This is a genomic window from Parafilimonas sp., assembly GCF_047606085.1.
In the GTDB taxonomy this organism is placed as follows: domain Bacteria; phylum Bacteroidota; class Bacteroidia; order Chitinophagales; family Chitinophagaceae; genus Parafilimonas.
In genome coordinates, this window is record NZ_JASGEX010000220.1 from 22264 (window position 1) to 33974 (window position 11711).

Annotated in this window: 11 protein-coding genes; all 11 read left to right on the forward strand. The window is 40.8% G+C overall.

The genetic code is table 11. The features are described from left to right. Positions 1-69 precede the first annotated feature (69 nt). The 11 genes from leuB (at position 70) to QM629_RS19525 (ending at position 11658) form a co-directional block, all read left to right on the forward strand. A complete protein-coding gene (leuB, locus tag QM629_RS19475; protein WP_415161578.1) occupies positions 70-1191 on the forward strand; it encodes a 3-isopropylmalate dehydrogenase in 1122 nt (373 codons plus the stop codon). A 287-nt stretch (positions 1192-1478) separates the two neighbouring features. Further along, positions 1479-2375: a branched-chain amino acid transaminase gene (locus tag QM629_RS19480; RefSeq protein ID WP_415161579.1), complete on the forward strand. Its 897-nt coding sequence runs from the start codon at positions 1479-1481 to the stop codon at positions 2373-2375. Between the two features lie 55 nt (positions 2376-2430). Continuing rightward, positions 2431-4173, forward strand: coding sequence for a dihydroxy-acid dehydratase (ilvD, locus tag QM629_RS19485; RefSeq protein WP_415161580.1), 1743 nt, complete (start codon positions 2431-2433; stop codon positions 4171-4173). A gap of 190 nt (positions 4174-4363) precedes the next feature. Further along, complete coding sequence (locus QM629_RS19490) at positions 4364-4939, forward strand: ORF6N domain-containing protein (RefSeq protein ID WP_415161581.1); 576 nt, start codon at positions 4364-4366, stop codon at positions 4937-4939. 66 nt (positions 4940-5005) lie between these two features. Continuing rightward, positions 5006-5494 (forward strand): DinB family protein, encoded by a 489-nt coding sequence (locus tag QM629_RS19495; protein ID WP_415161582.1) that lies wholly within the window; start codon positions 5006-5008, stop codon positions 5492-5494. A gap of 106 nt (positions 5495-5600) precedes the next feature. Beyond that, the gene (gene ilvB, locus QM629_RS19500; protein ID WP_415161583.1) at positions 5601-7337 is read left to right on the forward strand and encodes a biosynthetic-type acetolactate synthase large subunit; all 1737 of its coding nucleotides are present in this window, start codon (positions 5601-5603) and stop codon (positions 7335-7337) included. Between the two features lie 93 nt (positions 7338-7430). After that, positions 7431-7988 carry an REP-associated tyrosine transposase gene (locus QM629_RS19505; RefSeq protein ID WP_415161584.1) on the forward strand — a complete coding sequence of 186 codons (558 nt, stop codon included), beginning with the start codon at positions 7431-7433 and terminating at the stop codon, positions 7986-7988. Between the two features lie 100 nt (positions 7989-8088). Continuing rightward, positions 8089-8730, forward strand: a complete 642-nt coding sequence (gene ilvN, locus QM629_RS19510; RefSeq protein WP_415161585.1) for an acetolactate synthase small subunit — start codon at positions 8089-8091, stop codon at positions 8728-8730. A gap of 65 nt (positions 8731-8795) precedes the next feature. Beyond that, on the forward strand, positions 8796-9314 hold the full coding sequence (locus QM629_RS19515) for a DinB family protein (RefSeq protein WP_415161586.1): 519 nt from the start codon (positions 8796-8798) through the stop codon (positions 9312-9314). Positions 9315-9320: 6 nt separating this feature from the next. Next, complete coding sequence (locus QM629_RS19520; RefSeq protein ID WP_415161587.1) at positions 9321-9488, forward strand: glyoxalase superfamily protein; 168 nt, start codon at positions 9321-9323, stop codon at positions 9486-9488. Continuing rightward, positions 9481-11658: an alpha-galactosidase gene (locus QM629_RS19525; protein WP_415161588.1), complete on the forward strand. Its 2178-nt coding sequence runs from the start codon at positions 9481-9483 to the stop codon at positions 11656-11658. The genes QM629_RS19520 and QM629_RS19525 overlap by 8 nt, the downstream gene beginning before the upstream one ends. Positions 11659-11711: the final 53 nt, after the last annotated feature.

Below are 11711 nucleotides of genomic sequence, written 5' to 3' on the forward strand. Positions count from 1 at the left end.
GAAACAAAGAATTAAAACAACAACTATAAAGTTTATAATTAATCCAATAATCCATAAATCCTAAAAATCATGGTTCGGACAATTACAGTCATCGAAGGCGACGGCATTGGCCCGGAAGTAACAAGGCAATCAGTAAAAGTATTGAATGCCATTGCTTCGCAATTCAATCACACATTTAATTATACGTATCATTTAATGGGCGCTGTTGCCATAGATAAAACGGGCAACCCATTACCTGACGAAACCATTGAAAGCTGCCTTAACAGCGATGCCGTTTTATTTGGCGCTATCGGCCATCCAAAATACGATAACGACCCAACAGCAAAGGTTCGTCCTGAGCAAGGCTTGCTTAAACTAAGAAAATCATTACAGTTGTTTGCTAATATCCGCCCGGTAAATACGTACCCGGCACTGCAACATTTGGCGCCATTGAAAGCAGAAAAGCTGGAAGACGTTGACTTCATCATCTTCCGTGAACTAACAGGCGGTATTTATTTCGGTAAGAAAGAATTAAGCGAAGATGGCACAAAGGCGAGCGACGATTGCGTTTATACTGTCCCCGAGATAGAGCGCATTGCGCATCTTGCTTTTCAATATGCGCAAAAACCGGAACGCAGGAAAAAATTAACGCTGGTAGATAAAGCGAATGTGCTGGAAACATCAAGATTATGGAGAAAAGTGGTGCAGGAAATCTCAAAACAATATCCTGACGTTGCAGTGGATTACATGTTTGTTGATAATGCTTCCATGCAGATAATGCTAAACCCTAAGCAATTTGATATCGTATTAACGGAAAACATGTTTGGCGATATTATCAGCGATGAAGCCAGCGTGTTAAGCGGTTCGCTTGGATTATTGCCTTCTGCATCTGCTGGAACAGGAACGGTTTTGTTTGAACCCATACACGGTTCCTATCCGCAGGCGGCCGGAAAAGATATTGCCAATCCTCTGGGCTCTATTTTATCTGCTGCCATGATGCTGGAACATTTTGGTTTATCAACAGAAGCCGCATTGGTGCGTGAAGCCGTGAAATGGACGTTGGAGAATGGGTTTGTATCAAAAGATATTGAACCGGTGAATTTTTATTTCACATCCACCATCGGCGATCTTATCAGTGATTATGTAAAGTCGAACGACCACGAAAGGATCAATGTTGAAAATGTGCAGTTAAGAAAGTCAACCATAATATAAGCCGGAAAATTTCGGCACAAGTTCTTTGGATTATTGAAAGGCGGTTATATATTTGCTTAACATCATCACATAATGTTGAACAGAATAATCAATAGCATCATCTTCAACAACGCAATAATTATTGTCGTTGTCATTATTATTTCTGTTGCAGGAGGTGGTGTTTAATTAAGCAATAATAAATTGATTATAAAACCCGCCTCCGCACAGAGGCGGGTTTTTTGTTTGGTTGAATTTGGCTTTACATCAATTAAACAAAAATCAAATCCAGGGAACTAAAAAAATAATATATGGCATCTTATTACAACAAAGAAACTATCCTTTACTTAAACGGGGAGTACATTAAGGCATCAGAAGCAAAGATGGATTTTTACAGCCAGTCTTTGCATTATGGCTATGCAGTGTTTGAAGGCATCCGTTCTTACAAAACAACAGATGGCGAAACAAAAATTTTTAAGGCAGTTGAACATTACGAGCGTTTAAAACATTCTGCCCTCGCCATGAATATGCCTTATCACTGGAGCGCTGAAGAACTGATTGAAATAACGTATGAAGTATTAAGCAAAAACAATTTGCAAAACGCTTATATACGCCCGCTGGTATATGCGCCTGCGAACATGAGTTTCGTAATAAATGAAGCTTCATTTATTGTAATAGAAGTTTGGGAAATGGGTTTGTTTTTGGGCGAAAATTTATTAAGGGTAATGACCTCTTCTTTTCAGCGTCCTAATCCCAAAGGCTTTAATATAACAGCCAAAGCCGCCGGCCACTACGTAAACTCAATACTCGCCAGCCAGGAAGCAAAAGCAAAAGGCTACGATGAAGCCTTGCTTACAGATATGAATGGCTTTGTTGCGGAAGGCCCCGGCGCTAATATGTTTTGCGAAAAAGACGGCAAATTATTTACACCTGCATTGGGCAATATCCTGCCCGGCATAACAAGGGCGACAGTTTTTGAAATATGTGATGAAGCCGGTATTGAGGTGGAAGAAAAACAAATAACGCTTGAAGAATTAAAAGGCGCCGATGCAGCTTTCTTCTGCGGCACCGCAGCAGAGATTGTAGGCTGGGAAAGCCTCGACGATGTAAAATTCACAAAGAACTGGAACGATACCGTAAGCAAAAAAATTCAGTCAATATATAAAGAAAAAGTTACAGAAGCAGTATTCAATACACAGGAAGTGTAAGCGGCAGGTTTATTTAAAATGAATAAAGCCAACAACCAGAAAGTATAAAAACATCATGACAAAAGAGAACTCAGCATCAGTAAACGACTTACAGAACTCCCCTTTAGGGGATGGGGGCATCAATCGGTATTCCAAAACGTTAACGCAAGACCCCACACAGCCTGCTGCACAGGCAATGTATTATGCCATTGGGTTTAAGGAAGAAGATTTTAAGAAAGCACAGGTGGGTGTGGTAAGCATGGGCTGGGATGGCAACCCCTGCAACATGCATTTGAACGATTTTGCAACCAGGGTAAAAGAAAGCGTCAACAGGGTTGATGGCTTACTGGGTTTGCGTTTTTATACAATCGGTGTAAGCGATGGCATAAGCATGGGCACCGACGGTATGCGTTATAGTTTGGTAAGCCGGGACCTGATTGCAGATAGTATTGAAACCAATGCAGGTGCTCAGTATTACGATGCCATTGTTGCCATCCCCGGTTGTGATAAAAACATGCCGGGTTGTATAATGGCGATGGGAAGGCTGAACCGCCCGGGAATTATGTTATATGGCGGAACAATTGAGCCGGGCCATTACAAAGGACAAAATAATTTAAACATCGTTTCTGCTTTTGAGGCATTAGGCCAGAAGATTGCAGGCAATTTAAGCGAAGAAGATTTTAAAGGTATTGTTCGCCATGCATGCCCCGGTGCAGGCGCCTGTGGCGGCATGTACACAGCCAACACCATGGCAAGCGCTATCGAAGCAATGGGCATGAGTTTGCCTTATTCATCCAGCAACCCTGCATTGAGTGAAGACAAGCAAAAAGAATGTGATGCGGTAGGCAAAGCCATTAAGTTATTGCTTGAAAAAGACATCAAGCCCAAAGATATTATGACGCGCAAGGCATTTGAAAATGCTATAACAGTTGTTATGGTTTTAGGTGGCAGCACGAATGCCGTATTGCATTTACTGGCTATGGCAAGAAGTGTTGGTGTTGATTTAACAATTGATGATTTTCAGGCTATCAGCAACAGGGTTCCAATGCTGGCCGATTTTAAGCCAAGCGGCAAGTATATGATGGCTGATCTGCATCAACATGGCGGTGTGCCTGCGGTGATGAAATATTTATTGAGCAAAGGCCTGATACACGGTGATTGTTTAACGGTAACCGGCAAAACAGTTGCAGAGAATTTAAAAAATGCACCTGATCTTGATTTTGAAAAGCAGGATATTTTGATGCCGCTGGAAAAACCATTAAAGCCAACAGGCCATCTGCAGATATTATATGGCAACCTCGCCGAAGGCGGCAGCGTTGCAAAAATCACCGGAAAAGAAGGCGAACGTTTTGAAGGCACAGCCCGCGTGTTTGAAGGCGAAGCGCATTTGATTCAGGGTTTGCAAAGCGGCCGTGTTCATGCAGGCGATGTGGTGGTTATTCGCAGCATTGGCCCCAAAGGTGCGCCGGGCATGCCTGAAATGCTGAAACCAACCGGCGCAATCATTGGTGCAGGTTTAGGCAAAAGTGTTGCTTTAATTACCGATGGCAGGTTCAGCGGCGGCACACATGGTTTTGTGGTTGGTCATATTACGCCGGAAGCGTATGAAGGCGGTTTGATTGGCCTGGTGGAAGACAATGATATAATTGAAATAGATGCCATCAATAATACCATCACACTAAAAGTAAGTGAAGCAGAAATTGCAAAGCGCAAAGCAGCCTGGAAACAGCCTGCGCCAAAAGCAACCAGCGGTGTTCTTTATAAATATGCCAGGTTTGTTAAAAATGCAAGTGAGGGTTGTGTAACGGATGAAGATTAGTCTGAACCACGATTTTTTGGATTTTAAGATTAAAGGATTATGAAGAAAATATTTATGTTATCAGCAGCAGTACTTCGTGGCATCTTCGTTGTGTCACTCCCTTGTACTGTTGTGCAGATGGCGGCAATAAAGCACCATCGCAGGAAAAATCATACAAATCATATAATCCTATAAATCCAGGTTCAGACAAATGCAAATCATTCGAAGCATACAAAACAGGATTTATGAATTACGCGGAGAACGTGTGATGCTTGATTTTGATTTGGCTGCCTTGTATGAAGTGGAAACGCGAATATTGAACCAGGCAGTAAAACGAAACATAAAACGCTTTCCAAAAGATTTTATGTTTCAGCTTACCAGAAAAGAATGGAGTGATATGTCATCACAAATTGTGATGACATACTCGCAAGTTGTTGATAATAAGGAAAGTAACCCGTCACAAATTGTGACCGCATATCCTGCAAAACGCCCGGGAACTGCATTGCCGTATGCTTTTACCGAACAAGGCGTTGCCATGTTAAGCGGCGTATTAAACAGCGATAAAGCCATCAATATGAACATTGCAATAATGAGGGCTTTTGTTGAAATAAGAAAAATATTACTGCAGCAAAACGATTTAAAAGAACAGTTAAAACAAATAAAAGACAGGTTGGGAGAACACGATGTTCAGTTAAGCCAGATTTATGATGCCATGGAAAATCTGCTGGATGAAAAAGCCTCAGAACGTAAATGGGAAGAAAGACAAAGAATAGGGTTTAAAACGTAAGCGCTCTGCGAAGTCTCCGGACTTCGCAGGCTTATGCGCCAAGTCTCAGACTTGTAAAAAATAACAATGAACAAGCAATATTTCATAGAATTAGCCGAATACAATATCCGGGCAAATAACATTGTTTGTGGCTGGCTTGAACAAATTTCTGAAGAACAATGGAATAGAACAATCATCAGCAGCTTTAACAGCATACAGGAAACGGTTTTACATATTATCAGTGCAGAAAATACATGGCTGCGGCGGTTCAGGAAAGAAGCTGTTGAATGGTTGCAGTCAACATACAAAGGAACAAAAGAAGAACATATTGCACTTTGGAAGAAAACGTCAGAAGCTTTCAAATTATTTGTTGAAAATTTTAATGAAATGGATCTTACTAAAAACCTTGATTTTAAAAGATTGAACGGCACTGCGTATTCAATGCCTTTTTACCAGTTGTTTGCCCACGTCGTCAATCATGCAACATATCACCGCGGCCAACTGGTGACTATGTTGCGGCAATCAGGATTTGTAAATGTTGGCTCAACAGATTTGCTGGGCTATTACAGGAAATAGTTAGATGAAAAATTATTGCTGAATAAAAATATACAGTACAAGGGAGTGACACAACGAAGCTTAATGCATGTTCTGTCGCTGGTTACAAAAAATAAAAATTGTTTTTATGGAAACACTTGAATTAATAAAGGAAGAAACGGCTAAACCAAAAGTTGAAAATATCAGTGGCAGTGAAGCCGTAATGAGGGTATTGATGGCTGAAGGTGTGGAAACAATATTTGGTTACCCGGGCGGTGCTATCATGCCTATTTATGATGCACTGTTTGATCATGACGATACACTAAAACACATACTTGTGCGCCACGAGCAGGGCGCTATACACGCAGCGCAGGGCTTTGCGCGCACAAGCGGTAAAACGGGCGTTGTATTTGCAACCAGCGGCCCGGGCGCAACGAATCTTGTGACAGGCCTTGCTGATGCACAGATTGATTCCACCCCTGTTGTTTGTATTACAGGCCAGGTATTCGCGCACCTGCTCGGAACCGATGCTTTCCAGGAAACAGATGTGATAAACATTACCACGCCTATTACCAAGTGGAATTACCAGGTTACCGATGCAAATGAGATCCCGTCCGCATTGGCAAAGGCTTTTTATATCGCATCCAGCGGAAGGCCGGGCCCGGTTCTGATTGATATTACCAAGAATGCTCAGGTACAGAAATTTGATTTTGCGGGATATAAAAAATGCGATCACATACGCAGCTATCGCCCGAAACCAATTGTTCGCAAAGAATATATTGAAGAAGCCGCGAAGCTTATTAATGAAGCTAAGAAACCTTTTGTTTTGTTTGGACAAGGTGTTATTCTTGGAAAAACGGAAGACGAATTCAAAGCCTTTATTGAAAAAGCAGGCATTCCATCTGCATGGACGATATTGGGCTTAAGCGCTTTGCCAACAGATCATCCTTTGAATGTAGGCATGTTAGGCATGCACGGCAATTATGGCCCGAATGTATTAACCAATGAATGTGATGTGCTGATTGCCATTGGTATGCGTTTCGATGACCGCGTTACAGGCCGTTTGGATAAATATGCAAAGCAGGCTAAAATCATTCATCTGGATATTGATCCTGCCGAGATTGATAAAAATGTAAAAACCACTGTGCCTGTTTGGGGCGATTGCAAGGAGACATTGCCTCTACTCACAGAACTGGTTGACAGGAAAGAACACAGGGAATGGCTTGCGAAGTTTAAGGAATATACAAAGCAGGAAGAAGAAATTGTTATTGAAAAAGAAATGCATCCTTCCGGCGAAGAAATGAGCATGGCTGAAGTGCTTGATGTATTGAACGAATTAACCAAAGGAGATGCCGTTATTGTAACAGATGTTGGCCAGCACCAAATGGTGGCTTGCCGCTATGCAAAATTTAACCAGTCGAAAAGCAATATAACATCCGGTGGCCTGGGCACCATGGGTTTTGGTTTGCCGGCTGCCATCGGGGCCAAATATGGCGCGCCCGAAAGACAGGTTGTTGCTATTATAGGCGATGGCGGTTTTCAGATGACGTTGCAGGAAATGGGAACCATCATGCAATATGGCGCAGCAGTAAAAATCCTTATTCTGAATAATAATTTCCTGGGTATGGTGCGTCAGTGGCAGGAGCTTTTTAATGCAAAAAGATATTCTTTCGTTGATATTCAAAGCCCTGATTTTGTAACTATAGCAAAAGGTTATGGCATTGAAGGTAAATCCATCAATGACAGGAAAGAGCTTAAAGCAGCTTTGCAGCAAATGCTTGATTACAAAGATTCTTATTTGCTCGAAGTAATGGTGGGAAAAGAGAATAATGTATTCCCGATGGTACCACAGGGCTGCAGCGTGGCAGAAATAAGGTTGAAATAGTGCTGTGTGAAGCGTCTTCGCTTCACACGCCCGGTTTATCGCCTCCGGCGATTTAAAATAATGTTCATTAGAATATAAATAAAATCAATCCGGTTGAGTTACGAATTTGTTGATGGATATAAAATAAGAAACCAGTATGGTTTGCATTTTATGACCTTTACCATAGTAGATTGGATTGATTTATTCAGCAGAAAATTATACAGGGATATTTTAATTAAGAACATGCAATATTGCCGGAAAAAGAAGGATCTGCTAATAGGTGCTTATGTAATTATGACCAATCACATTCATGTAATATGGCAATCTAAAAACGGAAAGCTAAGCGGTACCTTAAGAGATTTTAAATCGTTTTGTACTAAAGAGCTTATTGATGCTATAATAAATGAGCCTGAAAACAGGAAAGACTGGTTACTGCATAAATTTAATTTTCATGCAAACACAACAAATCAAAATAAGGATTTCAAAATATGGACAGGCAATAATCATCCGGAAGAAATTTTTTCAGATGATTTTATGCGGACTAAGGTTGATTACATTCATCAAAATCCTGTACGTGCAGGATGGATTGAAAAGCCTGAAGACTATTTGTATTCAAGTGCATCCAATTATATTAAAGGAAAGGGATTGATGGAAATTGACTATCTGTATTAAAAAATAATTACACCGCCGGAGGCGATAAACCAATGGTGCGTGGCGAGGACGCCACGCACAGCAAAAGAATTTAAAGATTAACAGGATTAAATAATTTATCATGAATGATTTAAAAAATAATCAAGGTGTTAAGCACTCCCCTTTAGGGGTTGGAGGCAAACAGGAATTCACCATAACCGTTTACACAGAAAACCAGATTGGTTTGCTGAACAGGATTGCTATCATTTTTACAAGAAGAAAAATAAATATTGATAGTTTAAATACCTCGCCTACCGAAGTAGATACCGTACATCGTTTCACCATTGTAATTAATGAAACGGAAGATGTAGTACGCAAACTTTGCCGCCAGATTGAAAAGCAGGTGGAAGTTTTAAAAGCCTATTACAATACCAGTGATGAGATTATATGGCAGGAAATGGCTTTATATAAAGTGCCGACAGATGTAATCGCTGAAAAAGCAAAAGTGGAAAGGTTGCTGCGTGAAAGGGGCGCCCGCGTTGTGGCAATACGCCAGGATTATACGGTGTTTGAAACCAGCGGCCATCGCGAAGAGATTGATGGCCTGATGAAAGCGCTGGAGCCTTATGGATTAATTGAATTTGTGCGCACTGCCCGTATTGCCATTATTAAAGACAGCAAAGGTTTTCATGAAAAGCTGAAAGAATTTGAAAGGGAACAACCGGCAGAAGAATTGGTAGAGAATGAATATTTAAGCCAGCAGGATAAAGTGTTTAGTATGTAATGCGTAACCCCGGCCCTAAAGCCTGCCGGGCGGCAGACAGGGGTGTTATTTAAGAGTTTGATTTTATGAAAAATAATTTTATAAATGCATTTCAATACACCCCTTTAGGGGATGGGGGCAAGATGGAATTTATTTTTAAATATATACGAAGAAACAGGGAATTATTTTTAGAATTGGTGAATGGCTTAAGCATTGAACAACTCAATACAATCTCGGAAGGTTTTAATAACAACATCGCCTGGAATTTCGGCCATATTGTTGTGAGTACGCAGCTTTTATGCTATGTGCGCCCGGAAGTAAAACCGGATATTGATATTCTTTTCAAAACGAAATATCAAAAAGGCTCAAAGCCGGAAGGCTTTATACCACAGGAAGAAATTGATACATTAAAACAATTGCTTGTGTTAACCATCAATGCCATTGAAGAAGATGCGAAGAATAACGTGTTTAAAAAAATTACACCATATTCAACCGCAACTTATGGGTATGAAATGAATACGACCGAAGAAATTCTTACCTGTACATTGGCACATGATTCACTGCATTATGGTTATGCACTGGCGCAAAAAAAACTTGTTAGATAAGTAAAAATGAAAATTAATTTTTTACGCAACGTGCAATACCCCCCTTCAGGGGATGGGGGTAACAGGCCCGGCCTCGAAGAAACATTTTACGGGGCATTGGCCTTTACGGTGAATGATCCCTTCAACAACAAAATTGTATTTAACCAAAAGCTTGCTGATAAAACCAATGAATAAATTTCTTGCCAATATTGCATCTATCTCCTTTATTTTTTTATTTGCTGTTGCTGTTAATGCGCAAACCATTGTTATCCGAACACAAAACACTTCACTTGCGTTGCGTGTGGGTAATAATAAACAGTTGCAGCAATTGTATTTTGGAAATAGTTTTTCTGATACTTCAGGTTATTCATCTTTTAATATGGCGATGACACCTGCTTTTCCAACAGCAGGTATCAATTACAACAACGAACCTGCCATGCAGGTACAACATGCTGACGGCAATATTTCTTTGCAATTGAATTATGCATATCATTCAATAGAAAAACCAAATGATGATGTAACCATTACGCATGTCAATTTAAAAGATCCGGTTTATCCTTTTTATGTAACCCTCAATTTTGCAGCTTACAATAAAGAAAATATAATTGAAGAATGGACAAGCATTCATCACGAAGAAAAAGCTGCGGTTACTTTAATGCGTTATGCATCTTCATTCATAAGTTTAAACGATAACGATTTTTACCTCACGCATTTTTATGGCGACTGGGCCAGTGAAATGCAGTTTGAAGAAACAAAACTGCCCGGTGGCATTTTTAATATTCAGTCTAAATTGGGTACAAGGGCAACCAACTCTGAACTGCCATCATTTATGCTGTCGCCCGGCAAACCTGCCGAAGAAAATGATGGCGATGTGTTTGCTGGCTCGCTTGCATGGAGCGGCAATTTCAACCTGCAATTCGAGAATATTCAGTATGGGCGCAACGGTGGCTCTTTGAAAATTATTCCCGGCATCAATGCTTATGCTTCCAATTATTTATTAAAGCCGAAAGAAACTTTTAATACACCTCATTTCATCTTTACCTATACATCAAATGGTAAAGGACAGGCCAGCCGAAACCTGCATACATGGGCTTTGAAATATGGTGTGTGGAACGGTTATCAAACAAGGCAAACTTTACTCAACAACTGGGAGGCAACTTATTTCAACTTTACACAAGACACGCTGGTGAACTTGTTTGATGGCACCAAAAAAATAGGCGTTGATTTATTCTTGTTGGATGATGGATGGTTTGGCAACAATCATCCCCGTCATGCAGACACAGCAGGCCTCGGCGACTGGCGGGCTAATAAAAAAATATTGCCTGATGGCATTGGGTATCTGGTGCAACATGCGGAAGCAAAGGGCATTCATTTTGGTATATGGATCGAGCCTGAAATGGTAAATCCCAAAAGCGATTTATATGAACAGCACCCTGACTGGATTTTAAAATTGCCCAACCGTCCTGAAGACTTATCGCGCAACCAACTGGTGCTCGATCTTACTAATCCCAAAGTGCAGGATTTTGTGTATGGCGTGCTGCACAACCTGCTTACAGAAAATCCCGGCATTGCGTATATAAAATGGGATTGCAACCGCCCGATGACCAATGCATACAGTCAGTATCTTGGTGCGAATCAGCAGGCATTATATGTTGATTATGCACATGGTTTGTATAATGTTTTACAACGGGTGCGCCAGGAATTTCCAAAGCTTGAGATGATGTTGTGCTCCGGTGGTGGCGGCCGTGCAGAATATGGCGCATTGAAATATTTCAATGAATTTTGGGCCAGCGACAATACCGATGCTGTTGAAAGGATTTTTATGCAATGGGGCTACTCTTACTTTTTTCCGGCAGCTACTATATGTGCGCATGTTACCAACTGGGGAAAGCAAAGCTTGAAATATAAAATTGATGTGGCCATACAGGGCAAGCTTGGCTTCGATATAAAAGTGAATGATCTGAGCGATAAGGAAATTACCTTCTGCAAAACGGCCGTTGACAATTATAAACGCTTGCAAAGCGTAATTAACTATGGAAGTTTATATCGTTTAATCGCACCTTATAACAACAATGCGGCATCGTTAATGTATGTTGACAGCAGCAAACAAAAGGCAGTTGTATTTGCCTACAACATGTACACAAAAATGGGCGACAATTTTCAAAACATAAAAATGAATGGCCTTGATGCGGCAAAGCAATATTTGGTGAAGGAAATAAATCTTGAAGATGAGAGCCGGCCTGCATTCAGGCAAAGCGGTAAAACGTTCAGCGGCGAATTTTTAATGAAGGAAGGGTTAGACTGGTATTTACGCGGCTCATTGCAAAGTTCAATTCTGGAATTAACTGAAGCCCCCAACCCCTGAAGGGGAGTATAGGAGGTTTCAAGCTATTTATAATTTTATTGCATAACATTCCC

Excerpts from the sequence above, each read along its gene's own strand:
- leuB (WP_415161578.1), top strand. The coding sequence starts at position 70 with ATGGTTCGGACAATTACAGTCATCGAAGGCGACGGCATTGGCCCGGAA.
- QM629_RS19480 (WP_415161579.1), top strand. The coding sequence starts at position 1,479 with ATGGCATCTTATTACAACAAAGAAACTATCCTTTACTTAAACGGGGAG.
- ilvD (WP_415161580.1), top strand. The coding sequence starts at position 2,431 with ATGACAAAAGAGAACTCAGCATCAGTAAACGACTTACAGAACTCCCCT.
- QM629_RS19490 (WP_415161581.1), top strand. The coding sequence starts at position 4,364 with ATGCAAATCATTCGAAGCATACAAAACAGGATTTATGAATTACGCGGA.
- QM629_RS19495 (WP_415161582.1), top strand. The coding sequence starts at position 5,006 with ATGAACAAGCAATATTTCATAGAATTAGCCGAATACAATATCCGGGCA.
- ilvB (WP_415161583.1), top strand. The coding sequence starts at position 5,601 with ATGGAAACACTTGAATTAATAAAGGAAGAAACGGCTAAACCAAAAGTT.
- ilvN (WP_415161585.1), top strand. The coding sequence starts at position 8,089 with ATGAATGATTTAAAAAATAATCAAGGTGTTAAGCACTCCCCTTTAGGG.
- QM629_RS19515 (WP_415161586.1), top strand. The coding sequence starts at position 8,796 with ATGAAAAATAATTTTATAAATGCATTTCAATACACCCCTTTAGGGGAT.
- QM629_RS19520 (WP_415161587.1), top strand. The coding sequence starts at position 9,321 with ATGAAAATTAATTTTTTACGCAACGTGCAATACCCCCCTTCAGGGGAT.
- QM629_RS19525 (WP_415161588.1), top strand. The coding sequence starts at position 9,481 with ATGAATAAATTTCTTGCCAATATTGCATCTATCTCCTTTATTTTTTTA.